This window comes from Kitasatospora sp. NPDC058170 (assembly GCF_042883905.1).
Lineage (GTDB): Bacteria > Actinomycetota > Actinomycetes > Streptomycetales > Streptomycetaceae > Kitasatospora.
On record NZ_JBHVUV010000019.1, the window covers coordinates 62,022 to 85,246 of the forward strand.

Genomic DNA, 23,225 nt, shown 5'->3' on the forward strand with positions numbered 1-23,225 from the left:
CTCAGCTCGAACACGCTGCAACAACGCCTCCAACGCCTCGGTATCCCCAGCGCCAGCAAGGCACGCAACGGTGCCTGGCTGGCACTCGTCGGCGCGGTCCACTGGAAGATGTTCGCCGATCTCCTGGGCGCCGCCGACAGCACCGCCCACCACTGGCACAAATGGAACGGAGGGGACCGCGCCAGCTGCGTCGCCAGCCGCTTCCAAGCAGCACAAGCCCCGACGAGTCCCGAATGATCCTCTACTGGCTCTTAACAAGAAATGCTGACCCAGCGCGGATATAGCGAGCTGGCTCGCCCACCACTCAGATCGGGGTGGCGGCGGTAACTCAGCGCTCCGATAGTCACCCTATGCAACGCTGAGAGATTCCAGGTGATTCGGCGAACGGCCGGCTCCCCGCGCCAGCGGGGATGGCCTACAGCCCTATATCTCCAAGTTGCCGCGACGGTACCTTTGTGCTGCGCTAGTGAAAAAGAAAACTAAGCTCCGGATCGCCACGGTTGCGTCGATGCGCCTACACTGTTAGGGCGGAGAAGGCGAACTGACGACCATTTTGAGCTGGAGCTGACGACGACAGTACCCGCTTCGTCTCGTCTTTCCCCGGCGCGACTCTGCCGTCCCAGTACCAAACCTCTGCGCTCTCGGGGGCCACGAATGCGGTCCTCGATTGAGGAAACCATAGAGGTTGATTCCCCGTGCCCATCAGCAGGAGGTGCTCTGATGGATATCGTTACCCTGCGCGCGGCGAAACCCATCAACGCCGGCCAGGCAGTCCGGACCACAGGATCCCCTACTACCGTCACTCCCGCAGTAGAGCCAAAACTCTTGCACACCGGCCCGTTTTTCGGTGTCGCACTCGACTCGGCAAATAGCGGGCAAAACGTCAAGGTTCAAACTGGGGGAATTTTTGGCGGGCTAGGTAATGGCCTCGCTACCGCAGTTGGGGTCAACGATTCGGGACAACTCGTCCGCGCTACGGATGCGCACTGCACGAGCGCACCAAACTGGATAGGTGATTGCGACGCCTCAGGTACGGTGACAATCAGACCACGCCTCAACAGTCGCCTGAGCGTGCTGGAATTCGGCGCTGTCGGAGATGGCGCGGCCCTCGACAGGGAAGCGATCCAGCGGGCCTTGGATTGCGCGGCGCGAAGTGAGATAGGTGGGCTTGAGTCGCAATCCTTCGGAAAAATTGTCTACCTGCCCCCCGGCGACTATCTCATCGATAAACCTCTAATCGTCTCAAATAGCTGCGTTCTGGAAGGTGCAGGCGCCGGGCTCACCGCAAATAATTTCGGCGGCACCACCCGCATACTGGCGGATATGGAGCATGGGGATTTCAGCCTTTCCAGTGCTAGCGGAATCGGACAAGTCGACGGGAAGGAAATCTTTTGTGCCGTAGCCCTGACGGGCTGGGAGACGGGCGCTGCGATGACGGAACCTGATCCTGTCCACGTCCCCACTCGTCATCGCGGTCGCGCAGACTGGGGCATCATTCGCCAATTCGGCCTGCAACCGCGCCCCGGACAGGGAATGTCGGCCCAGAATCCCGAGATGGACGGCGTGCGCGTCATGGCGCATGGCCCTTTGCTTGAAAATGTGGCCGTTAACGGCTTCAGACGCAATGGGATTACAATCTACTCGCACTTCGTTCCGCCAGTAGTAAATACGAACTGCACACAGATATACGGCTGCCTCCTCTATTTCAACGGACAGCATGGCCTGGATATCGGCAGCCATGGGAACGATAACACCAATTCGATGCTCGTCATGGGTGTCGATGCCTCGAACAATGGCCGTGACGGAATTCATGACCATTCATTTTTGGGCTGCACCTTTGTCGCCTGCCACGCCCAGGCAAACAATGGGCGAAACTACTACTGCGATCGCACCGACGGACCTACATGCGCCACGTACATCGGGTGCTATGCAGAAGGACGCGAGCCCTCGCTCTTCCGGGGAGTAAATGTAGTCGTAGTGGGAGGCGACATAGAGATTTCCCGGGATTCTTGGTACTGGGGCTACGGGCCTATGGTTCAAGGCCCTCCCAGCATGGGCGTCAGAAATGGATATTCGTCTACACCTCCCTACCGAGGCACAGGCGAAAGCGGCATTGGAGTTCAAATCGAACTAGATGAACTATGCGAGCCCGGAAATGGATATTGGTATCGGGCAATTAGGGCGGGGCGCACATACGGAAGTAAGCGCATGCCCCCCGAAAATCCTCCCGACTGGCAGAGCGCAACCGTAACCGGGAATACCGTGTCCGAGCATGAAGGGTTGGTATGGAGATGCGAAGGCTCCTACGTCAATAAGCCCGCGACATTCAACTGGCTCGGAGGTACGCCTCACCCGCCAGGACCGGCCATAATTCAGGATTTCGGCTTCGAAAAGCCGGACGGTACATCAATCCCCTTCTTCCGTACTGAAGTTTCGCCCCACACGCTCGCCCAGGGGCAGCGACTGCAAACGGGACTCACAAGTGGAGCGTCACTCCTCCCCGCATACTGGCATACCATGTATGAGCATGGCCCCGCCCCCGGCACTCTCATGTTTCCGGATATCTGGATAGGATCCATCTACTACGGCGAACGGCGCATCGCTGTCTCCCATACGGGGAGTCCCCTCGTCGCCAATACCGGTAGCATCGGTAGATGCAATTTCTACGCCCCGGGCGACTTGATCCTCAACGGCACCGGATTCGCGAAGCGTAACGAGGGCATCGGGTGGGCAGTGAAGGCGGCATGCGGAAGGGCCACTAACTCATGGACCAGTAAAAAGCACTACGCCATAGGGCAGACAGTCAAGCCAGCGCATCCCAACGGCAACGCGCATGTCTACCGGCTGCTCTCATACACCACAGACCCACCGTCGTATCCCCTGTCCAAAACGTCCGGCCAGACAGAGCCGCTTTGGAATCCAAACATCGGCGGCACAACCACGGATAAAAATCTGATATGGCAAACACTCTACGATCTGGATGCCCCTAAAAACTCCTGGGCCATAGAGCCGCTGCCGCAACGCGCGAAAAACCAAGCCGATTCCACAGCGACGACCATCGCCGAACTGAACGCGAACTTCAACTCACTTCTTGCAAGCATGAGAGCGGCGAACCTGTTGGAACCCTAGTACTCCAGTGAGACTTCTTCGTTTTCCCTGGTCAGCGGCCTGGTGGCGGTGAGTGTAGCCGGGCTGCGCCAGGGACGGAGGGGTGTTCGCGGGGATGTCGCGCGAACGGGTGGCCGCGCCGCATGTATTGGCAACGCCGCGGACAGCTCATCGCGTGAGCGACGATCTGACGGATGCACGGGATCGGGAACTGGACGAACTCCTTCCGCGGATCGAGGCCCGCTTCACGCGGGTCGAGCCCCGGACGCCGAATGCGTGACTACGTGCAGGGCTGCTGGGCCCGGTGGACCGCACCGGTACTCGACCATCCAGCGCAGATCGGGTGAGACCCGATGGCTGTCCCGCCCTCGGTCACTGTTCGTGAGTGCGCCGCGGACGCATTCGGCGCAATCGAGTATTGCTCTCCGCCAGCACGCTGATCCGCATCAACGAGCAGGACGCCCCCACCATGACGCCCGACGCTGTCGGAGCAGGCCAGGATCGCGCTCACGCTGCGGCTGCTGGGCGGGCTGACCACCCAGGAGATCGCCCGGGCGTTCCTGGCCGCCGAGTCGGCCGTCGCCCAGCGGATCGTCCGCGCCAAACGGAGTCTCGCCGCGGCGCGGGTGCCCTTCGAGGTGCCGTACGGCGCGGACCGGGCGGCCCGGCTCTCCTCCGTGCTGGAGGTCGTCTACCTGATCTTCAACGAGGGGTACTCGGCCACGGCCGGCGACGACCTGCTGCGGCCGGCGCTCTGCGAGGACGCCCTGCGGCTGTCCCGGGTACTGGCCGCGCTGATGCCCGAGGAGCCGGAGGTGCACGGCCTGGCCGCGCTGCTGGACTTCCAGGCCTCCCGCACGGCGGCCCGCACCAGCCCCGGCGGGCGGCCGGCCTGGAGCTGCTGGACGCGCTGACGGACGTCCTGGCCGGGTACCACCTGCTGCCGAGCGTGCGGGGGGACCTGCTGGAGCGGCTGGGGCGGGGCGGGGAGGCCCGGGCCGAGTTCGAGCGGGCGGCGTCGCTGACCCGCAACGCCCGGGAGCGGGAGCTGCTGCTGGAGCGGGCGGCGCGGTGCTCCGCCGTCACGCCCCGTCGTCGAGCCGCAGACGGGCGCTGACCTCGCCGAGGCCCTCGGCGAGGACGGCGAGCTGCTCGCGGCTGAGCACGTCGATCAGCAGCTCGCGGACCAGCGCGACGTGCCCGGGGGCCGCCTGGCGCAGGGCCTCGCAGCCCTGTTCGGTGAGCTCGGCGAAGACGCCGCGCACATCGCTCGGGCAGGAGCGGCGGCCGACCAGGCCCATCCGCTCCAACTGGGTGACCTGGTAGGTCAGACCGCTCTTGGAGGTGACCAGCTTCTCCGCCAGCTCGGTCATCCGCAGCGACCCGGCCGGGGCGGCGGAGAGGTGCACCAGGACTTCGTACTGGGTGTGCGAGAGGCCCGAGTCCTCCTTGAGCTGGCGCTCCAGGCGGCGGTTGAGCAGGTTGCTCGCGGTGACGAAACCCCGCCAGGCGGCCATTTCGTCCTGGTCCAGCCAACGGGGGTCGTTCAGGGAGGGCATGGGGGAATCGTACTCCTGTTGTTCAAATTCGAACCAAGGTGTACCGTCGAGGTGTCAAGGTTCAATATTGAACTACCTGCGACCCGCCGGGGTCCACCTGGGACCGGAACCTCGCGGAGCCCCGAGGAACCCGAGGAGAGACGCCATGAGCACCGCAGCCCCCGAGCGTATGCCCACCCTCTACCTCTCGCACGGCGCGCCGCCGCTGGCGGACGACCCGGTCTGGCCCGGCGAGCTGGCCGCCTGGTCGGCCGGCCTCCCGCGGCCCAAGGCCGTCCTGATGGTCTCCGCGCACTGGGAGGAGGCGCCGCTCGCACTCGGCGCCGTCACCACCGTGCCGCTGGTCTACGACTTCTGGGGCTTCCCCGAGCACTACTACCGGGTGCGGTACGCCGCCCCCGGCGCGCCGGAGCTCGCCGAGCGCGTGCGCAAGCTGCTGCGCGCCCCCGGCACCCCCGTCCAGGACATCCCGGACCGGGGCCTGGACCACGGCGCGTACGTGCCGCTGGTCGAGATGTTCCCGGACGCGGACATCCCCGTCCTGCAGGTGTCCATGCCCACCCTGGACCCGCAGCGACTGCTGGAGATCGGCCGCCGGCTCGCCCCGCTGCGCGACGAGGGCGTCCTGATCGTCGGCAGCGGCTTCTTCACCCACAACCTGCGGGCGCTCAGCTCGGACGGCCGGGTGACGTCCGTGATGGCCGAGTTCGACGACTGGGGGCGGCGCGCCCTGGACTCGCAGGACCTCGACGCGCTGCTCGACTTCGAGCAGAAGGCCCCGGCCGGGCGGCTCGCCCACCCGCGCACCGAGCACTTCGCCCCGCTGTTCGTCACCCTGGGCGCCGGGGAGGCCGACCTCGGCAGCCAGCGCAGCGTGATCGACGGGTTCTGGATGGGGCTGGCGAAGCGTTCGATCCAGCTGGGCTGAGGCCCTGGGGGCCTGGCTCTCGAACCACGGCAACCAGCTCCCCGGCCGATCCCCGGATCGGCCGGGCGCGACGGGCCGGGCCGGATCGCCGGCCCGGCCCGCCGGGGCTCCCGAGCCCGCGTCAGCCGCCGGTCGCGGCCCGCTCGGCGGCGCTGCGCTCGACGCAGAACTCGTTGCCCTCCGGGTCCGCGAGGGTCGCCCAGCCGCTGCCGTCCGGCGCGCGGTGGTCCTCGACCAGGGTCGCGCCCAGGGCCAGCAGGCGCTCCACCTCCTCGTCGCGGGTGCGGTCCAGCGGCTTGAGGTCCAGGTGGATGCGGTTCTTCACCGATTTGCCCTCGGGCACCACGATGAACAGCAGCCCGGCCCCGGCCGACTCCACCAGCACCTCCGGGTCGCCCGGCTCGTCGCCCTCGCCCAGCTTGCCGTCCAGCACCTTCACCCAGAACTCGGCGAGCGGGTAGGCGTCGGCGCAATCGATCGTCACGTGTCGTACAAGAGAAGCCATGAGGCCACTCTGACCCGCCGCTCCTCCCCGGTCCAGCCGTTATCCGGCGGGCACCGCGGCACGGCTGTGCAGATGGCCGTCCAGCGGGAACGGCGGCCGGGCCGGGAGCACGGTCTCGAAGCGGTATCCGGTCTTCTCCGCCACTTGGCAGGAGGCCCGGTTGTCCACCTGGTGCAGCAGGTCGAGCCGGACGAGGCCGTCGGCGGCGAAGGCCTCGAACGCCCAGCGGGTGAGCGCCTCCAGCGCACGCGGCGCCACGCCGCGGCCGCGCGCGGCGGCCGCCGTCCAGTAGCCCACCTCGGCGCGGGGGCCGCCGGCGGCGCCGCGCTTGAGCACCACGTTGGCGACCAGGGTGCCGCTCTCCTCCTCCAGCACCGCGAAGCTGCAGCGGTCGCCGTCCGCCCAGCCCCTGCGCTGGACGTCCAGCCAGCGGGCGGCGTCGGCCTCGTCCGTCACCGGGGCCTGGGTGAAGTGCCGCAGCACCGGATCGCGGTAGACCTCGACCAGGGCCGGGGCGTCCTCGTCCCGGAACGGCCGCAGGAGCAGGCCGGACGCCGCCGGAGCGGGGCCGGTGAGCGGGGCCGTCACTTCTCCAGGCCCTCCCAGCCCCAGCGCGGCGTCGGGCCCGGGTCCCCGAGGTCCGCGCCGACCGGGGCGCCCGAGACGTCCCTGGCGATCCTGGTGCCCCAGTCGAAGTACTCCAGCACCCGGCGGCGCAGCAGCTCGTCCTCCGGCAGCTCCTTGCGGACCGCGACGGCCATCAGCTCCATCCAGCGCTCGCGCTGCTCCTCGGTGATCGACAGGCCGAGGTGCCTGCGGAGCAGTGCCTGGTGGCCGCCGAGCTCGCCGGTGAAGCGGGCCGGGCCGTCGAAGACCTCGGCCAGCCAGACGGCGACGTGCTCGATGTGGGTGGTGGTGAAGTTCGCGAAGACGGGGGCCAGCAGCGCGTCCGCCAGCACTCCGTCGTAGAAGGTGTTGCTCAGCCGCCGCAGTGCCTCGATGCCGCCGACGGCGTCGTACAGACTCCCGGTGTGTTCGTCCCGTTCGTCGCTCATGCGTGTCTCCCCGTGGGATCGGTGCGCCCGGTGCGTGACTGCCGGGCGGGTGGGCTCGGCGCCGTGCGCGGGTGTGTGCCCGACCTTCCTAACAGTCGGTGGGCCCGCGTGACTCCCGCTCCCCCACCCTGTTCGCGGCCGGCTCAGCAAACGGACGTGCGACTTCCTTTTGCCGGGGCCTTGACCTTGACACTGGCGGCAGGGTTGCACTCTTTGAAACATGAACTTCTCAGCACAGCCCTCCACCACCCCGAGAGTCGTCCTGGTCACCGGTGCCGGGACCGGGATCGGGCGGGCCACCGCCCACGCCTTCGCCGGACAGGGGCCCGAGGTGGAGGTGGTGGTGGTCGGGCGGCGGGCCGAACCGCTGGCGGACACCGCGCGGAGCCACCCCGGGCGGATCCACCCGCTGGTCGCGGACATCACCGACGCCGAGGCGCCGGAGGCGGTCGTCCGCGAGGTACTGGACCGGCACGGGCGGCTGGACGTCCTGGTCAACAACGCCGGGATCGTCCGCAGCGGCGGGATCGGGAGCCTCACGGCGGACGGGATCGAGGCCCAGCTGGCGACCAACCTGATCGCCGCCGTGCTGCTCAGCCAGGCCGCGCTGCCGGCCCTGGAGGCGAGCCGCGGCGTGATCGTCAACGTCAGCACCTCGGTGGGCCAGCGGGGTTGGCCGGGGAACTCGGTGTACGCGGCGAGCAAGGCCGCGCTGGAGGTGGTCACCCGCAGCTGGGCGGTGGAGCTGGCGCCGCGCGGGGTGCGGGTGGTGGCGGTGGCGCCCGGGGCGATCGAGACCCCGATCGGCGAGCACTCCGGGCTGAGCCGGGCGCAGCAGGACGCCGTCCGGCGGTGGCAGATCGGTCACACCCCGCTTGGACGGATCGGCCTGCCCACCGAGGTGGCCTGGGCGATCACGCAACTCGCATCCCCGCAGGCCTCGTTCGTCACCGGAGTAGTGTTGCCCGTGGACGGAGGCGCCGTCGTGGGGTGACGGGCCGCGCAAGGATGGGGCGAGGACAGGTGCGGATCGGAGAGCTGGCCCGGGCGACGGGCACCACGGCACGGGCGCTGCGCCACTACGAGCAGGCCCGGCTGATCAGCTCGGCCCGCGCGGCCAACGGCTACCGGGTGTACGACGCCTCGCAGGCGGTGCGGGTCCGCAACATCCGCTCCCTGCTGGACTCCGGGTTCACCCTGGAGGACATCCAGCTGCTGATGCCCTGCCTGGACGGCGACGTGCTGGCCAAGCCGCCGAGCACCGAGCTGCTGCGGGTCGCCCGGGAGCGACTGGCCGTCCTGGAGCGCCGGATCGCCACCCAGACGGCGGCCCGGGACCGGCTGGCCGCGGCCCTGGCACGGGTGGGCGGGGACGCCTGAGCGCACCGGTCCCGCCGGGCCGGTCCGCCCGACGGCTGCCGTACGGCTGCCGTACGGGTGACACCCCCGATCGGGGGTGTGCAGCGGGCGGCGCGCGGAGGACAGTGGGCGCATGCAGATTCCACTCTCCGTGATGGACTTCCTCGACCGGGCCGAGCTGGTCTACGGCGACCGGGTCGGCATCGTCGACGAGCCGGACCAACCCGCCCGGTCCTGGGGCGAGCTGAGCTACCGTCGGATCGCCGAACTGGCACGGGCACAGGCGGCCGGACTGGACCGGCTGGGCGTCGGACCGGGCGAACGGGTCGCGATCGTCTCGCACAACTCGGCCCGGCTGATGACCTCGATGTACGGCGTGAGCGGGCACGGCCGGGTGCTGGTGCCGGTCAACTTCCGTCTGAAGGCGGAGGAGGTCGCGTACATCGTCGAGCAGAGCGGCGCGTCCGTGCTGCTGCTCGACCCCGAGGTCGCCGACACGCTGTCCGGGGTCACCGCCAAGCACACGTTCGTGATCGGCGAGGACAGCGACGCCCTGCTGTACGACTTCGACCGTGCGCCGCGCCGGTACGAGATCTCCGAGAACGACACCGCCACGCTCAACTACACCAGTGGAACCACCGCGCGCCCCAAGGGCGTTCAGCTCACCCACCGGAACATCTGGCTGAACGCCGTACTGATGGGCCTGCACTTCGGGGCCGGCGACCGGGACGTCTACCTGCACACCCTGCCGATGTTCCACGCGAACGGCTGGGGCCTGCCGTTCGCGCTCACCGGCCTGGGCGCCCGGCACATCGTGCTGCGCAAGGTGGACGGCGCCGAGATCCTGCGCAGGATCGACGAGCACGGCGTGACCTTCCTGTGCGGGGCGCCCGCGGTGGTCTCGATGGTGCTGGACGCCGCCGCCGACTGGGACGGACCGATCCCCGGCCGGGACCGGGTGCGGATCATCGTGGCCGGCGCGCCGCCGCCGACCTCGGTGGTGCAACGCATCGAGTCCGAACTCGGCTGGGAGTTCCTGCAGATCTACGGCCTGACCGAGACCTCGCCGGTGGTGACGGTCAACCGCACCCGCGCGGAGTGGGACGAACTGCCGTCCGCCGAAAGGGCGGAGAAGCTCGTCCAGGCGGGCGCCCCGGCCCTCGGCAACCAGCTGCGGGTCGACCACCAGGGCGAGGTGCTGGTGCGCTCCAACGTCGTGATGGACGGCTACTGGCAGCAGCCGCAGGAGACTTCGGAGGCGGTCCGGGACGGCTGGTTCCACACCGGGGACGGCGGGACGCTCACCGACGGCTACCTGACCATCTCGGACCGGAAGAAGGACGTCATCATCAGCGGCGGGGAGAACGTCTCCTCGATCGAGGTGGAGGACTGCCTCTACGACCACCCCGCGGTGGCCGAGGTCGCGGTGATCGGCGTGCCGGACGAGAAGTGGGGCGAGACGGTCAAGGCGCTGGTGGTGCTCAAGCCCGGGCAGGACGCCGGGGAGGCGGAGCTCATCGCGCACTGCAAGCAGCGGCTGGCGGGCTACAAGTCGCCCACCTCGGTGGAGTTCCGGGACACGCTGCCGCGCACCACGACCGGCAAGCTGCAGAAGTTCCGGCTGCGCGAGCCGTACTGGGCCGGGCGGGAGCGCAAGGTCAACTGAGGCGCGCGCAGCCGGTCTGCCGGGTCGGGCGGCCTGCTGGATCAGCCGCTCTGCCGGGTCGGATCAGCTCAGTCGGGTCAGCCGATCAGGCCCGACTCCCGGGCGACGAGCGCGAGTTCGGTCCGGTTGCGGGCGCCGAGCTTGTGCATGGCGCTCTTCAGGTAGCCGGTCACGGTGTTGCAGGTGAGGCCCAGCTGGGCGGCGATCTCCGGGTTGGTCCGGCCGGTCGCCGCCCAGCTCAGCACCTCGTGCTCGCGCCGGGTCAGCGCGGCCCGCGGCGCCGCGACCGCCGGGCCGGCCCAGGCGGCAGCGCCGGCCAGCGCCCGGGTGGCGGCCGCGGCGAGCCTGCTGACGGCGGCGATCCGGACGTCCCCGAACGGGACGACGGCGCGCAGCGAGGCGTACACCACGCCGTGCACCGTGCCGCCGTGCAGCAGCGGCACGGTGAGCATCGCGTAGAGGTCCTCGGCGGTGACCGCCGCGTCGTAGTGGTGCGAGATGGTGGTGGCGGCCCGGTAGTCGGGCACCCAGCTGGGGGCGCGCTCGGCCAGCGCCCGGCCGCCGAGGCCGGTCCCGGCGGGGACGGCGAGGTCGTGCAGCAGATCGGCCCGGGTGCCGGCCCAGTGGCACAGCACCATCCCCGCGGGGCCGGCCGCCGCTCGGCCGGTGCCGGTGCCGGTGCGAGCGCCGGTGCCGGTGCCTGGCACGCCGACCAGGCCGACGTCGGCGCCGCAGTCGGCCACCACCCGGCGGGCGAGGTCGCCGAGCACCGCGTCCCGGACCAGCTCGGCGGCCCTGGCGGCGAGATCGCCGGCGGGATCCGCAACGGGATCCACGGCGGGGCCCGCAGGGCCGCCGGGGCAGGCGGGAAAAGCGGGGTAGGCGGTACGGGTGGCGCGCGTGGCAACGCCGTCGGCCGCCCGGAGGGGGGTGTCCGCAGCCCTGGTCATCGCGCGATTGTCACACGCGGTGCGGCCGGTGGCGAGAGCCGTGACGCAGGTCTTGGCGAGGGTCGTGACGCGGCTCGTGACGCGGCTCGTGACGTGCGTGTTCGATGGAGTCCCCGGTGGAGCCGCCCGGCGGCCCGTAGGGTGCGGCCTTGGGTTACCGATGGGTCAGCACTGACCGATGAGAATGGGGATGCCGATGACGAGCCCGAGCCCGAGCCCGAAGCCGAAGGGTCCGAACGTCCTGGACGGCCTGCTGGCCGACCTGCGGGCCGAGAGCGAGGTGCTGGACGGCCTGGTGGCCGGGCTGGCGCCGGAGCAGTGGGCCCTCCCGACACCGGCCGAGGGCTGGACGATCGCCCACCAGATCGCCCACCTGGCGTGGACGGACGACTGGGCCACCCTGTCGGCGCGTGACGCGGAGGCCTTCGGCGAGGCGATCGGCGGGCTCTTCGGGGAGCTGCTCGCGGCTGGCGCCGACCCGGTGGAGGAGGGGGCGGCCCGCGGTGCGGCCGAGGAGCCCCGGGCGCTGCTGGCGCGCTGGCGGGCCGGTCGGGAGCAGGTGCTGGCGGTGCTGGACGCGGCACCGGCCGACATCCGGCTGCCGTGGTTCGGGCCGCCGATGAAGCCGGCCTCGATGGCCACGGCCCGGCTGATGGAGACCTGGGCACACGGACAGGACGTCGCGGACGCGCTCGGCGCGGTGCGCGAGCCGTCGGCGCGGCTGCGGCACATCGCACACCTGGGGGTGCGGACGATGGGGTTCGCCTTCACGCTGCACGGGCTGCCGGCGCCCGAGGCCCCGGTCCGGGTGGAGCTGACCGGGCCCGACGGGGAGCCCTGGGCCTGGGGCCCCGAGGACGCGGTGGACCGGGTGAGCGGGCCCGCCCTGGACTTCTGCCTGCTGGTGACCCAGCGCCGGCACCAGGACGACCTTGGGCTGACCGCCTCCGGCGAGGTGGCGACGGCCTGGCTGCCGATCGCCCAGGCCTTCGCCGGTGCGCCCGGAAAGGGGCGGGACGCGGGTGGCGCCTCCGCCTGAGTCATCGTCAAATACCAGGAGGGAAAAGCCAAACCACTCCTTCCGGCGATAGGCAGAGTTCGTTGACGAATGATGGAATTCCCCCTGCGCCGCGCCGTACCACCGGACACCGGGCTGCCGCCCCGGGCGGCACAAGTCTGGAGGTCACAGCCCGATCCGCAGGGGGCTGAGCCGGGTGGCGACCAGGTTGGTGGCGCCCCGGTCGCGTTCGATGTGGCCGTGGACCAGCAGGCCGGCCCGGTCCAGGGCGGTACGGCGCTGGGACTCCCAGACCGGGCGGCTGCAGATCACGTTGATCAGACCGGTCTCGTCCTCCAGGCTGAGGAACAGCACCCCGCCCGCCGTCGGCGGCCGCTGGCGGTGCGTCACCAGGCCGCCGACCACGACGGCGGTGCCCTGCGCGATGTCCGGCAGTTCGGCGGCCGACAGCGCGCCGCCGCGTTCCAGGTGCGCCCGCAGGTGCTGGACGGGGTGGCTGGTGGCGGAGGAGCCGGTGGCCCAGAGGTCGGCGATGGTCTCCTCCACCGGGGTCATCCCGGGCAGCGGCGGCGCCTCGGTGCCGGGCGTGGTGCCCGGGAGCAGCGCCGCCGAGACCCCGGCGAAGGCGCCCGCCGACCAGAGCGCCTGCCGCCGGTTCAGTCCGAAGCAGCCGAACGCGCCCGCCGCGGCGAGGGCCTCCAGGGCCGGCGCGGACAGGCCGGTCCGGCGGGCGAAGTCCTCCAGGTCCGCGTACGGGCGCCCGGCCGCGATCGCCTCGGCCTGCGGTGCGCCGATGCCTCGGACGGTGTCCAGGCCCAGCCGGATCGCGGGCTGCGGCCGCCCGGCGGTGAGCGGCGGGCTGGGGGTCGGCCCCTGGTACGGCTCCAGGGTCGGCCGGGCCGCGCTGGCGTTGACGTCCACCCCGCGGACCCGTACGCCGTGCCGCCGGGCGTCCGAGATCAGGCTGAGCGGCGCGTAGAAGCCCATCGGCTGGTTGGCCAGCAGCGCGCAGGTGAAGGCCGCCGGGTAGTGGTACTTGAGCCAGGCGCTCGCGTACACCAGGTAGGCGAAGCTGATCGCGTGGCTCTCCGGGAAGCCGTAGTTGGAGAAGGCCTCGATCTTGGTGTAGACGTCCTCGGCGACCTCCGGCGGGATGCCGCGCTCGGCCATGCCCTCCAGCAGTCGGCCGCGCAGCCGGGCGACCCGTTCGTGGGAGCGCTTGGAGCCCATCGCCTGGCGGAGCCGGTCGGCCTCGGAGGGGGTGAACCCGGCGCAGTCGATGGCCAGTTGCATCATCTGCTCCTGGAACAGCGGTACCCCCAGGGTCTTGCCGAGCGCGTTCTCCATCAACGGGTGCGGGCAGCCGGCCGGTTCGACCCCGGCGCGGCGCCGCAGGTACGGGTGGACGGAGCCGCCCTGGATCGGGCCCGGGCGGATCAGCGCGACCTCCACCACCAGGTCGTAGAAGTGGTCCGGCTTCAGGCGCGGCAGGGTGGCCATCTGGGCGCGCGACTCGACCTGGAAGACGCCGACGGTGTCGGCCCGCCGGAGCATCGTGTAGACGCCCGGGTCGCCGTCCGGGACGGTCGCCAGGTCGTAGCGCTGCCCGTGGTGCTCGGCGATCAGGTCGCAGGCGTCGTGCAGCGCGGAGAGCATGCCGAGGCCGAGCAGGTCGATCTTGACCAGCCCGGCGCCGGCCGTGGAGTCCTTGTCCCACTGCAGCACCGAGCGGCCCGGCATCCGGGCCCACTCGGTCGGGCAGATCTCACCGATCGGCTCCCTGGTGAGCACCATGCCGCCCGAGTGGATGCCCAGATGGCGTGGCAGGCCGTGGAGTTGGGAGGCGAGTGCGAACACGTCGGAGGGGATGACGGCGTCGGCGCCGGGCGGGGAGCGGAAGTCGCTCTGCCGGCTGAACGCGTCGACCTGCCCCTGCGGGTAGCCGAGCACCCGGGCGGCGTCGCGCAGCGCCAGCCGGGGCCGGTAGGTGATCACATTGGCGACCTGGGCGGCGTGCTCGCGCCCGTATCGGCGGTAGACGTACTGGATGACCTCCTCGCGGCGGCGGTTCTCGATGTCCAGGTCGATGTCGGGCGGCCCGTCGCGGGCGGTGCTCAGAAAGCGTTCGAAGAGCAGTCGGTAGTGGACCGGGTCGACCGCGGTGATCCCGAGGGCGTAGCAGACCGCCGAGTTGGCCGCCGAACCGCGGCCCTGGCACCAGATGGACTCGCGGCGGCAGAAGTCCACGATGTCGTGGACGATCAGGAAGTACCCGGCCAGGTCGAGCTCCTCGATGACGTCCAGTTCCTTGGCGAGCTGTCGGCGGGCGGGTCCGTTGCCGGGGCCGAAGCGGGCCGGGCCGCCCTCGGCGACCAGCGCGCGCAGGTGGCTGATCTCGGTGTGCCCGGGCGGGACGGGGAAGCCGGGGAGCTCCGGGTCGAGTCTCGCGAAGTCGAAGGCACAGGCGCGGGCGAGGTCGACGGTGGCCTGCCGCACGCCGGGGAAGCGGGCCAGCCGGGCGGCCATCTCGCGGCCCGACCGCAGGTGGGCGGTGCCGGACGCCCGCGTCCAGCCCGCCGCGTCCTGCAGGGTGCGGCGCTCGTGCAGCGCGGCGAGGCTCTGCGCCAGCCGGCCCTGGGCCGGGCCGGCGTGGTGGGCGTTGGTGGAGGCGACCACGGGCAGGCCGAGCCCGGCGGCGAGGGCGGCCAGGGCGTCGTTGCGCAGGTCGTCGCCGGGCTGCCACTGGTCGATCAGTTCGACGTAGACGTTGTCGCGGCCGAACGCCTCGGTGAGGGTGCGCAGTCGCTGTTCGGCGGCGCTCCCGTCCGGCGCGCCGGCCAGGGCCGCGGGCACCCGGCCGAGGCGGCAGCCGGTGAGCACCGCCCAGTGGCCGTCGTGCGCGTCGGCGAGCGCCGCGAAGTCGTACGCCGGCCGCCCCTTGGCCCCGCCCGCGAGCTGGGCCGCGCTGATCGCCGCGGAGAGCCGGCGGTAGCCGGCCGGGTCGCGGGCCAGGACCAGCAGGTGTTCACCGTTCTGACGAAGCGTCAGCTCTGCGCCGAACACCGTGGCGATGCCCGCCTCACGGGCCGCCTCGGCGAAGCGGACCGCGCCGTAGAGGCCGTCGTGGTCGGTGAGGGCGAGTGCCTCGATCCCGAGCCGGGCGGCCTCCGCGACCAGCGCCTCGGGGTCGCTGGCGCCGTCCAGGAAGCTGAAGGCGGAGTGGACGTGCAGTTCGGCCCAGGCGGGGGAGGGCGCACCGGAGGGTTCGGCGGGGCCTTCGGCGGGACCGGTGGCGCCGGCCCGGGCGCGGCCGCGCAGCGGGACGACCTCGCCACCCTCCGGGCCCGGCCGGCCGCCGGCCAGGCGTCGGTGCAGTTCGCTCCAGGGGAGCGTGGGGTGGCTGGTGAATCCCATCGGGGGCTGTCTCTCCGGTCCTGCCGTGTCTGTCTGCCGCCCCCCTCGTTCTTTTCGCTTCGCGTTCTCTTCGCTTCGCGCTTCCTTCGCTTCGCGCCTGGCTGTCGCCTCGGTCGCCCGCCTCTGTCGCCCCCCTCGGTCGTGCCCCTCGGTCGTTCCGGTCAGTCGTAGCCGGCCTCCACGAACCACGCGCCGCCCTCCACCGTGAGCAGCAGCGCCCGGCCGCCCTCCACCGCGACCTGGAAGCGCGCCCGGCGGCGGGCGAGCGACTGGTCCCACCAGTACTCGACCGCCGGCCAGGGCCCGGTCCAGCCGTCCACCACCAGCTCCCGCCCCCGCACCGCGACCCGGGCCGGGCGGGCCGACACCCCGGCCCGCCCGTCCACCGTCACCGGGCGCCCGTCCGCGTCCAGCACCACGGCCGGCAGCGGGGTGCGGTGCACCACGGCCGGCCAGACGTCCCGCAGCCGCCCCGGCCAGGGCGCGTCGGCCGGGGCGGCCGGCTCGTGCACCTCGCCCCACGGCACCCGGACCGCCTGCTCCTCGGGCCCCCGCCCGCCGGCCGGCTCGATCCGGCGCAGCCCGGCGTGCCCGAGCACCGCCTGGACGCGGGCCACCGCCCGCTCCACCCGGTCGTCCGCGACGGCCTGTCCCCAGAGCGCCAGCTGCCGCCCCTGGTCGGGGGCCAGCCCGTCGGGGGCCAGCCGCAGGACGGTGAAGCCCGCGTCGGGCCCGGCGGCGGAGGTGCCGGACGTGCCGGACGCGGCTGACGCGGCTGACGCGGTGAACGTGCCCGCGCCCTGCCAGGCCTGGAGCTGCCAGCGGACCCGTTCGGCGAGCGCCCCCGCCGACAGCCCCTCGTGCCGCCAGAGCCGCGAGGCCGTCCGCCCGTCGGCGCACGCCACCTCGACGGCGACCCGCCGACAGGTCAGCCCCGCCCCGGCGAGGCGCTGGTGCAGCCGCTCGGCGAGGGCCCGGGCGACGAACACCAGCGGCTCGGCCAGTGGCTCGGGCGGGTCGAAGCGCTGCTCGACCGAGAGGTCCGGCTCCTCCGCCCGCGGCACCAGCGGGCGCGACCGCAGCCCCCGGGCCGTCCGGTGGGCGGCGGTGCCGGCCGGGCCGAAGCGGTCCGCGACCGCCTCGGCGGGCAGCGCGGCGAACGCCCCGACGGTGGGCAGGCCCAGCCGGTCCAGCAGTTCGGCCAGCCCCTCGTCGCCGAGCGCCGCCACCGGGTAGGGGGCGAGGAACTCCGCCGTCCGCCCGGCCGGCACCAGCACCCCGGCCCGCGCGGCCAGCACGGCGGCGAACAGGCCGTCGGCGACGCCGACCAGGGACTCCGGGATCTCCGGTGCCTCCGGCGCTTCGGCCGCCGCCGCAGGCCCGGGCCCGGACGCCGGGTCGTCCGTCTCCGGACCGCGCCCTTCCGGCAACTCCGGCCCGGGGTGGGCGCGCCCGGCCGGGCAGGCCTCGGCGTCGGCCGGGTGCACCTGCACCACCGGGGCCGCCAGCGCGTCCGCCACCGCCGTACGGACCTTCGCCGCCAGCGCCTCCTCACCACCGAAGTACCGGCCCGGGCCCTTCACCGGGATCGCGCACAGGCCCGGGCGCAGCACCTCCACCCGGGGCGTGAACGCCTCCACCGCCGCGACCACCGGTTCGAACCGCCGGGTCTCCGCCTCCGGGTCGCGCTCCCGCAGCTCCAGCGCGGGGCAGAGCCGCTGGGCGAGCTTGAGCCGCTGGCCCTGCCGCACCCCGGCCGCCCGGGCCGCCCGCGAGCAGGCCAGCACCCGCCCGCCGGCGGTCACCGCCACCGGGCGGTCGCCGCCGAGGCCCTCGACCGCCGCGACCGGCCAGTCCGGGCACCAGACCACCAGCACGCGTGGACCGTCCGCCATCTCACACCACCGCCATACGTTCGAGGCCCGCTCCGGCCCCCGACACCGCGCCCTCCCCCGCCGTCCCCACCGCCCGCACCGGATCCACCGTCCGCACCGGATCCACCGCCGGCTCCGCCACCGCCCGCACCTCGCCGTGCTCGTCCGGCAGCCAGAGCCGCGCCGTCCGGCCGCGCACCGCCGCGCCGCGGCCCTCGGCCACCACCTCCACCTGCCGGCCGGTGAGCTGTCCGTGCCCGTCGCCCAGCCCGAACCACCGCCCGGACCGCACCCCCAGCCGCAGCCCGGCCCCCGGCCACGGCCCGGCCACCAGCAGCACGCAGCCGCTGCGGCGCAGCACGGCCGCCAGCCGGGCGGCCAGCCCGGGGGCCACCGGCCCGTCCGGGCGCAGCATGATCAGCTCGACCGCACCGGCCAGCACCGAGACCACCTCGGCCCAGTGCGGCCCGGGGTCGTCCGCCACCAGCAGCCGCCGCAGGTCCAGCCCGTACCCGGCCGCCGCGGCCAGCCCGAGGTCCGGCAGCCCGACCGCCGCGGCCCAGCCACCCCCGGCCACCGCGTCCTCCCCCACCGCCCCGGCCGCCAGCGCCAGCAGCAGCCCGGCGTCCCCGCCCCCGACCGACACCACCGTCCCCCGGCGCAGCCCCCCGTCCGGCAGCACCGCCCCCAGCGCGGGCGGCACCGGCAGCACCCCGCCCACCCGGCCGCCGGCGCCCGGCGCAGCCGTCGACACCACCGGCCGGAGCGTCGGTCGCTCGGCGGTGGAATCGAAAGCAGATTCGAAAACAGGCACACCCCCAGGATCGAACATCTGTTCGCAAAGATTCAAGTCCGAATCCCCCACCCCGGCGATTACGCTGAGTTGCCGCTGTCCTGTATCGGCGACGTTTGATCGCGGGGCGCAGCGCACGTTCCCTGAAGGCCCCGGAATTCCGGAAGAGAGGGGGCTCGGCGCCCTTGACGGTCGAGGAGACGTGCCGGTGAGGCCGCCCGGCCGCCTGTCCGACGGGCAGTCGGCGAACCGGGCCACCTGACCCGCCGGCGCGTAGGATCATCTGCTCATGGACGCAAGCGCATGGGACGGGATGGTCGCCGTCCCGCCGGGGGTGGTCACGCTGTCGGACCGGCGGACGCAGCGCAGTTGGTCGGTGGAGGTCGCGCCCTGTCGGGTCGCGGCGTTCCCGGTCACCCAGGGGCTCTACGCGGAGGTCACCGGCCAGTGGCCGGGGGCCGGGCGGGGGGACCGGTTGCCCGTCGAGGGGGTCTCCTGGTGGGACGCCGTCCGGTTCTGCAACGCCCTGTCCCGACGGGACGGGTTCACGCCCGCCTACCGCCTCGGCCCCGACGGCGGCGAGGGCGGCCCGGAGGACGGCCGGGAGGACGGCGGCGACGGGGACGGGGGCGTCGTGTGGGACGTGTCCGCCGACGGGTACCGGCTGCCGACCGAGGCCGAGTGGGAGCACGCCTGCCGCGCCGGTACGGCCGGGCCCCACTACGGGCCGCTCGACGAGATCGCCTGGTACCGCGGCAACTCGGCGGAGCGGATCCACGAGGTGGGCGGCAAACGGCCCAACCCGTGGGGCCTGCACGACATGCTCGGCAACGTCTGGAACTGGTGCTGGGACGTCTACGACGCCGAGGTCTACGGCAGCTACCGGGTGCTGCGCGGCGGCGGCTGGTTCGACGAGCACTGGAGCTGCCGGGCCTCCGCGCGCCGCCGCAGCCACCCGAGCCTGCGGATCGACGACGTGGGCTTCCGGGTCGCGCGGTCCGCGGCGGGCTGAGCGCGCGGCCCCGCCCGGTCAGCGGGGCGCGCTGGAGCCGGGGGCGGTGGAACCGGGCGCGGTCGTCGGGATCCGGTGGGTGAAGAACATCGCGAGGAGCCCGGCGAGGGCGAGGACGGCCAGTGCGGCCCGCAGGCCGTCGACCCTCGCCTCGGCGTTCGCGTCGAGCACGGCCGCGGCCGTCTCCGGGCCGGCGCCCGCCTGGTCGAGGGCCGCCGTCAGCTGGGCGTCCGACAGGAAGGGCGCGCCGCTTTCGAGTTGCACGGAGGCCTGGCTCTTGACCGCGGTCGGGACCGCCGGGTTCTGCTCGACGGCTGCCAGGAACGAGGAGGTCAGGGTGGCGATCAGGATCGACCCGGCGAGCGCCGTGCCGATCGAGGAGCCGAGGTTGGTGACGGCGTTCTGGATGCCGCCGACCTCCGCGCTCTGCCCGTCCGGTACGGCGGACACGGTGACCGCGCCCAGCTGGGACGCCAGCGCGCCCATGCCGAGCCCGATCAGCAGCAGGGGGACGGTGACGACCTCGGCGCCCGCGTCCGCGTCGAGCGCCGCCAGCAGGACCACCGCGCCCGCGATCATCAGCAGGATCCCGGTCCGCACCACCCGCCGCGGCGAGATGCCGGGCAGCAGGCGGGGGATCAGGACCGCGGCGGCGAGCAGGGTCAGCGAGAGCGGCAGCAGCCGGGCCCCGGTCCTGAGCGCGGACAGGCCCAGCGCGACCGACAGGTAGAGCGGGACGACGAAGAACACGCCCATCTGGACGAGGTACTGGAAGAAGAACATCACCAGGCCGCCGCTGAGCTGCCGGTTCCGCAGCAGGGCCGGGTCCACCAGCGGCTCCCCGCCCCGCTCCACCAGGCGGGCCTCCCAGCGGAGGAAGAGCTGGATCAGGACCAGGCCGGCGAGCACCAGCCACACCACCAGCGAGATCCCCAGCCAGGAGGGTGCGTCGGGCTTCGGCAGGAACCAGCCCCATTCGCCCGAGCGCAGGATGCCGTAGACGAACACCCCGAGGCCGAGGGCGGAGAGCACCGCTCCGAGGAGGTCGATGCGGGCGCGCCCCTCGGTGGGCGCGTCGGCGAGGCGGCGGGCCAGGACCAGGATGCCGAACACGACCACGACCTCGCCGGCGAAGACCCAGCGCCAGGAGAAGTACGTCGTCGCGACGCCGCCGATGAGCGGTCCGACGGCGATCGCCACGGCCCCCGCGGCGGCGACCAGCCCGTAGGCGGCGGGCCGGCGCCGGGCGGCGAAGTTGCCGGCGACCAGCGCCACGATCGCGGGCAGGATGAGCGCCGCCCCGAGCCCTTCGAGCAGCGACCAGCCGAGCAGCAGCACGGTCAGGTTCGGGGCGAGGGCCGTCGTCAGGGAGCCGCAGCCGTAGACGGCGCAGCCGATCATGAACGCCCGCTTGCGGCCGATGAGCGCGCCGACCTTGCCCCCGGGGATCATGAACATCGCCATCACCAGCGTGTAGGCCGTGATCGCGCCCTGGATCCCGGTCACGGTCGTGCCCACGTCGTCGGCCACCGTCGCGATCGAGACGTTCATGACGGAGCTGTCGAGCGCCATCAGGAACTGACCTGCCGCGAGGGTGGGCAGGACGAACCCCGCCGTTGCCGAACGCTCGGATGTACCTGTCCCGGCTGCCATGGGCGCATCGTGCCAGCCTCCCCCGCCGACGGGCCCCCGACCCGCCCCGGCTGTCAGCCGGTTGGCGCCCCGCGGGCGGTGCCGTGCCCCCCGGCCGCCGGCGGGGGCGGCCCGCGGGCGGCAGGGGCCCGGTACCGGCGAGGTCACCGCCGTCCCCGTCTCCCGTTAGGGTCGGGGCCGCAGGAATCACCGATACAGGGGGGCGGCACCCATGGACACCACCACCATGGACACCAACGACGCGGAGGCGGCCGGGGAGCGGCCGTACCCGGTCGATCCACAGGCGCTGCCGGCGGGGCTGGCACACGGTCCCAGCCGGAGCTTCCTCGTCCGGGACGGGCTGCCGGAAAGGGGCGCCTTCCTGGACTTCGGCGACCTGGCGGCGGACGGGCCGTCCCTCTACGAGCCCGGCGGCGAGGGCGCGGGGCCGCTGTTCCTCCTCGGTGAGACCGACTACTTCCCCCACATCGCCTTCGCCGGCAGCAGCGTGGTGCTCGACGGCGCGACCGGGGAGGTGCACCTCGCCGAGCGGGTCGACGGCGGGCTGCGGCGGGACCTGCTCGCCTCCGACCTCCCCGCGCTCGCCGCCCTGATCCACGAGACCGAGGCGGTGGCGCGGGCCGCCCGGCAGCCCGACGCGTACGAGGGCCTGCGGGGCCCGGCGGTGGTCGCCAAGGTGATCGCGGCCACCGGGCGGCGGATGCGCGCCATCGACCCGCGGCTGTACGACGGCGGCGCCCCGCCCGCGCACTGGGACACCGCGCTGCGGGTCCGCGCCCTGTGCTGGGGCGCCGGGCCCGGCGGGCCGGACGGGCTCCGGTACGAGCTCGACCCCGGGCTGGTGGCGGAGATCGCCGCGCTCACCGACGAGGGCGCCGTCCGCCGCTACGTGGAGGCCGAGCTGCCGGCCGGGCTCACCCACGCGCCGACCCGGCGGCTGCTCACCGAGGTCGGGCTGCCGCTCGGCGGCTGGATGTTCGCCGTCCACGAGGGCCCGCTGCTCACCATGGCGGAGGAGTACCCCGAGTACTTCGGCGAGGCCGACGGGCCGCAGGACGCCGCCGAGGAGCGGGACTACCAGCGCGGCTACTTCGCGCTCGCCTCCTGGCCGACCGACCTGGAGGTCGCCCTCGACGGCGCCACCGGCCGGCTGGAGCTCCCGGACTGGTACGACGACGGCGAGCCCGCCGCCTACCTCAACCGCGACCTCTCCGCGCTGCTCTACGCCCTGTGGACGTACGAGCGGCTGCGCGAGGAGTGGGACCGCTGGGAGGACGGCGGGCCCTGGGCGGTGTTCGACCCGCAGGCCCTGCTGCACAGCGCGGTGGACGCGGCGGTGGCGGCCGTCGACCCGGAGGCCTTCGCGACCCCCGGCCACTCCTGGCAGCTGCTCGCCGACGACGCGCACGCCGGCGGCCTCCTGTCGTGACCCGGCGGCCCGGGCGGCGGCGGTCGGCCGGGCAAGCGGGCGGCCCGGCAGACAGGCAGGCGGGCAGTCAGGCAAGCGGCCAGGGCAGCCGTCAGCCGGCGCGGACGGCGGTGAGCACCGCGACCCGGACCCGCTCGGGGTAGGTCGGGCCGGGCGGGAGGGCCTGGCGGATGCGGGCGGCGAAGGCGGGGCGCTGGGACGGCGCGGGCAGCTCGCCGGTGGGGATCGCCGAGTAGAGGGTGCCGAGCAGCTGGGGGAAGGTCAGCTGGTCGTCCTGGTCGATGACGGTCTCGCGGACGTCGCCGAAACCGGCGTCCGCGAGGGCCCGGGCGTAGCGGGCGCGGTCGGCGGCGGCGGTGCCGCAGGAGTTGTCCGGGGCCTGGCCGAAGTGGCGTTCGAGGACACCGCGCAGGGCCCGGGACCAGTCGGAGTCCTGCGCCCAGATCGGGGTGCCGTTGGCGATCACCGCGACGCCGCCGCCGGGGCGGGTGAGCGGGTGGAGGGCGGCGAAGAGCTGCTCGGGACGCATCCAGTGGATGGCGTTGCCGACCGTCGTCAGGCCCAGCCGCCCGGCGAGCAGCGGGGCGAGGGCCGGGACGTCCGCGTCCGAGCCGAGCAGCCAGATCGCGTTGCCGACCCCCCGGTGGGCCGCCGCCGCCCGGGCCTGGCGAAGCATGTCGGGCTCCGGGTCCATACCGAAGACCGTGCCGACCCGGCCGGCCAGCGGGAGGGCGAGCTGGCCGGTGCCGCAGCCCAGGTCGAGGACGAGGTCGTCGCTGCCGAACGCGCAGGCGGCCTGCAGCGCGTCGATCACCGGCGGCGGGTAGCCGCGCCTGAACTTGGCGTAGTACTCGGCCACTTCACCGCCGAAGCCGGGGGTCTCCGAGAGCGTCGTCATAACC

The 23,225-nt window shown here is 72.8% G+C and carries 18 protein-coding genes and 1 pseudogene; 9 read left to right on the plus strand and 10 right to left on the minus strand.

The annotated features are described in order from the left end of the window. The first annotated feature begins 720 nt into the window (after window positions 1-720). Complete coding sequence (locus ACFVVX_RS21965) at window positions 721-3,129, plus strand: glycosyl hydrolase family 28-related protein (protein WP_387948039.1); 2,409 nt, start codon at window positions 721-723, stop codon at window positions 3,127-3,129. A gap of 455 nt (window positions 3,130-3,584) precedes the next feature. Next, window positions 3,585-4,225, plus strand: a pseudogene (locus ACFVVX_RS21970) (DUF6596 domain-containing protein); the annotation flags it as partial. Here ACFVVX_RS21970 and ACFVVX_RS21975 read toward each other — a convergent pair. Beyond that, on the minus strand, window positions 4,191-4,658 hold the full coding sequence (locus tag ACFVVX_RS21975) for a MarR family winged helix-turn-helix transcriptional regulator (protein ID WP_387948272.1): 468 nt from the start codon (window positions 4,656-4,658) through the stop codon (window positions 4,191-4,193). The pseudogene ACFVVX_RS21970 and the gene ACFVVX_RS21975 sit on opposite strands and share 35 nt — an antisense overlap. A gap of 154 nt (window positions 4,659-4,812) precedes the next feature. Between ACFVVX_RS21975 and ACFVVX_RS21980 the strand changes: the two genes are divergently transcribed. Beyond that, window positions 4,813-5,595, plus strand: coding sequence for a dioxygenase (locus ACFVVX_RS21980; protein WP_387948041.1), 783 nt, complete (start codon window positions 4,813-4,815; stop codon window positions 5,593-5,595). Between the two features lie 121 nt (window positions 5,596-5,716). On the opposite strand, the gene ACFVVX_RS21985 is transcribed toward ACFVVX_RS21980, so the two are convergent. From ACFVVX_RS21985 to ACFVVX_RS21995, 3 genes are read right to left on the minus strand one after another with little or no spacing between them, the layout of a single operon-like run. After that, on the minus strand, window positions 5,717-6,079 hold the full coding sequence (locus ACFVVX_RS21985; protein ID WP_387948043.1) for a VOC family protein: 363 nt from the start codon (window positions 6,077-6,079) through the stop codon (window positions 5,717-5,719). A gap of 60 nt (window positions 6,080-6,139) precedes the next feature. Beyond that, the gene (locus ACFVVX_RS21990) at window positions 6,140-6,688 is read right to left on the minus strand and encodes a GNAT family N-acetyltransferase (RefSeq protein WP_387948045.1); all 549 of its coding nucleotides are present in this window, start codon (window positions 6,686-6,688) and stop codon (window positions 6,140-6,142) included. Next, window positions 6,685-7,155, minus strand: coding sequence for a group II truncated hemoglobin (locus tag ACFVVX_RS21995; RefSeq protein ID WP_387948047.1), 471 nt, complete (start codon window positions 7,153-7,155; stop codon window positions 6,685-6,687). The genes ACFVVX_RS21990 and ACFVVX_RS21995 overlap by 4 nt, the downstream gene beginning before the upstream one ends. A 220-nt stretch (window positions 7,156-7,375) precedes the next feature. Here ACFVVX_RS21995 and ACFVVX_RS22000 point away from each other — a divergent pair, with 220 nt between their 5' ends. The 3 genes from ACFVVX_RS22000 to ACFVVX_RS22010 all read left to right on the plus strand — a co-directional run bounded on the left by ACFVVX_RS22000 (window position 7,376) and on the right by ACFVVX_RS22010 (window position 10,180). Next, complete coding sequence (locus ACFVVX_RS22000; RefSeq protein ID WP_387948049.1) at window positions 7,376-8,149, plus strand: SDR family NAD(P)-dependent oxidoreductase; 774 nt, start codon at window positions 7,376-7,378, stop codon at window positions 8,147-8,149. Between the two features lie 29 nt (window positions 8,150-8,178). After that, entirely contained in the window at window positions 8,179-8,535 is a 357-nt protein-coding gene (locus ACFVVX_RS22005; RefSeq protein WP_387948051.1) for a MerR family transcriptional regulator, read from the plus strand. A 112-nt stretch (window positions 8,536-8,647) separates the two neighbouring features. Further along, window positions 8,648-10,180, plus strand: a complete 1,533-nt coding sequence (locus ACFVVX_RS22010; protein ID WP_387948053.1) for an AMP-binding protein — start codon at window positions 8,648-8,650, stop codon at window positions 10,178-10,180. Window positions 10,181-10,257: 77 nt separating this feature from the next. Here the strand turns inward: ACFVVX_RS22010 and ACFVVX_RS22015 are convergent, their stop codons facing one another. Beyond that, window positions 10,258-11,130, minus strand: coding sequence for a LuxR C-terminal-related transcriptional regulator (locus ACFVVX_RS22015; protein ID WP_387948055.1), 873 nt, complete (start codon window positions 11,128-11,130; stop codon window positions 10,258-10,260). Window positions 11,131-11,326: 196 nt separating this feature from the next. Between ACFVVX_RS22015 and ACFVVX_RS22020 the strand changes: the two genes are divergently transcribed. After that, window positions 11,327-12,169 (plus strand): TIGR03084 family metal-binding protein, encoded by an 843-nt coding sequence (locus ACFVVX_RS22020; RefSeq protein ID WP_387948057.1) that lies wholly within the window; start codon window positions 11,327-11,329, stop codon window positions 12,167-12,169. A gap of 144 nt (window positions 12,170-12,313) precedes the next feature. On the opposite strand, the gene ACFVVX_RS22025 is transcribed toward ACFVVX_RS22020, so the two are convergent. From ACFVVX_RS22025 to ACFVVX_RS22035, 3 genes are all read right to left on the minus strand, one after another. Beyond that, window positions 12,314-15,562, minus strand: coding sequence for an error-prone DNA polymerase (locus tag ACFVVX_RS22025; RefSeq protein WP_387948059.1), 3,249 nt, complete (start codon window positions 15,560-15,562; stop codon window positions 12,314-12,316). Window positions 15,563-15,723: 161 nt separating this feature from the next. Continuing rightward, entirely contained in the window at window positions 15,724-17,457 is a 1,734-nt protein-coding gene (locus tag ACFVVX_RS22030; RefSeq protein WP_387948061.1) for a DNA polymerase Y family protein, read from the minus strand. Between the two features lies 1 nt (window position 17,458). Then, window positions 17,459-18,193, minus strand: coding sequence for a hypothetical protein (locus ACFVVX_RS22035; RefSeq protein ID WP_387948063.1), 735 nt, complete (start codon window positions 18,191-18,193; stop codon window positions 17,459-17,461). Window positions 18,194-18,518: 325 nt separating this feature from the next. Between ACFVVX_RS22035 and ACFVVX_RS22040 the strand changes: the two genes are divergently transcribed. Beyond that, complete coding sequence (locus tag ACFVVX_RS22040; RefSeq protein ID WP_387948065.1) at window positions 18,519-19,241, plus strand: formylglycine-generating enzyme family protein; 723 nt, start codon at window positions 18,519-18,521, stop codon at window positions 19,239-19,241. Between the two features lie 18 nt (window positions 19,242-19,259). On the opposite strand, the gene ACFVVX_RS22045 is transcribed toward ACFVVX_RS22040, so the two are convergent. Continuing rightward, on the minus strand, window positions 19,260-20,894 hold the full coding sequence (locus tag ACFVVX_RS22045) for an MFS transporter (protein ID WP_387948067.1): 1,635 nt from the start codon (window positions 20,892-20,894) through the stop codon (window positions 19,260-19,262). A gap of 211 nt (window positions 20,895-21,105) precedes the next feature. On the opposite strand from ACFVVX_RS22045, the gene ACFVVX_RS22050 reads away from it, so the two are divergent. Then, window positions 21,106-22,323, plus strand: coding sequence for an SUKH-4 family immunity protein (locus ACFVVX_RS22050; protein WP_387948069.1), 1,218 nt, complete (start codon window positions 21,106-21,108; stop codon window positions 22,321-22,323). A gap of 91 nt (window positions 22,324-22,414) precedes the next feature. Here ACFVVX_RS22050 and ACFVVX_RS22055 read toward each other — a convergent pair whose 3' ends face one another. Continuing rightward, window positions 22,415-23,221: a class I SAM-dependent methyltransferase gene (locus ACFVVX_RS22055; protein ID WP_387948071.1), complete on the minus strand. Its 807-nt coding sequence runs from the start codon at window positions 23,219-23,221 to the stop codon at window positions 22,415-22,417. Window positions 23,222-23,225 lie beyond the last annotated feature (4 nt).

What these genes read in the sequence shown, in the direction of transcription:
- ACFVVX_RS21965 (WP_387948039.1), top strand. Translation starts at nt 721, where the DNA reads ATGGATATCGTTACCCTGCGCGCGGCGAAACCCATCAACGCCGGCCAG.
- ACFVVX_RS21980 (WP_387948041.1), top strand. Translation starts at nt 4,813, where the DNA reads ATGAGCACCGCAGCCCCCGAGCGTATGCCCACCCTCTACCTCTCGCAC.
- ACFVVX_RS21995 (WP_387948047.1), bottom strand. Translation starts at nt 7,155, where the DNA reads ATGAGCGACGAACGGGACGAACACACCGGGAGTCTGTACGACGCCGTC.
- ACFVVX_RS22000 (WP_387948049.1), top strand. Translation starts at nt 7,376, where the DNA reads ATGAACTTCTCAGCACAGCCCTCCACCACCCCGAGAGTCGTCCTGGTC.
- ACFVVX_RS22010 (WP_387948053.1), top strand. Translation starts at nt 8,648, where the DNA reads ATGCAGATTCCACTCTCCGTGATGGACTTCCTCGACCGGGCCGAGCTG.
- ACFVVX_RS22015 (WP_387948055.1), bottom strand. Translation starts at nt 11,130, where the DNA reads ATGACCAGGGCTGCGGACACCCCCCTCCGGGCGGCCGACGGCGTTGCC.
- ACFVVX_RS22020 (WP_387948057.1), top strand. Translation starts at nt 11,327, where the DNA reads ATGACGAGCCCGAGCCCGAGCCCGAAGCCGAAGGGTCCGAACGTCCTG.
- ACFVVX_RS22025 (WP_387948059.1), bottom strand. Translation starts at nt 15,562, where the DNA reads ATGGGATTCACCAGCCACCCCACGCTCCCCTGGAGCGAACTGCACCGA.
- ACFVVX_RS22030 (WP_387948061.1), bottom strand. Translation starts at nt 17,457, where the DNA reads ATGGCGGACGGTCCACGCGTGCTGGTGGTCTGGTGCCCGGACTGGCCG.
- ACFVVX_RS22040 (WP_387948065.1), top strand. Translation starts at nt 18,519, where the DNA reads ATGGACGCAAGCGCATGGGACGGGATGGTCGCCGTCCCGCCGGGGGTG.
- ACFVVX_RS22045 (WP_387948067.1), bottom strand. Translation starts at nt 20,894, where the DNA reads ATGGCAGCCGGGACAGGTACATCCGAGCGTTCGGCAACGGCGGGGTTC.
- ACFVVX_RS22050 (WP_387948069.1), top strand. Translation starts at nt 21,106, where the DNA reads ATGGACACCACCACCATGGACACCAACGACGCGGAGGCGGCCGGGGAG.
- ACFVVX_RS22055 (WP_387948071.1), bottom strand. Translation starts at nt 23,221, where the DNA reads ATGACGACGCTCTCGGAGACCCCCGGCTTCGGCGGTGAAGTGGCCGAG.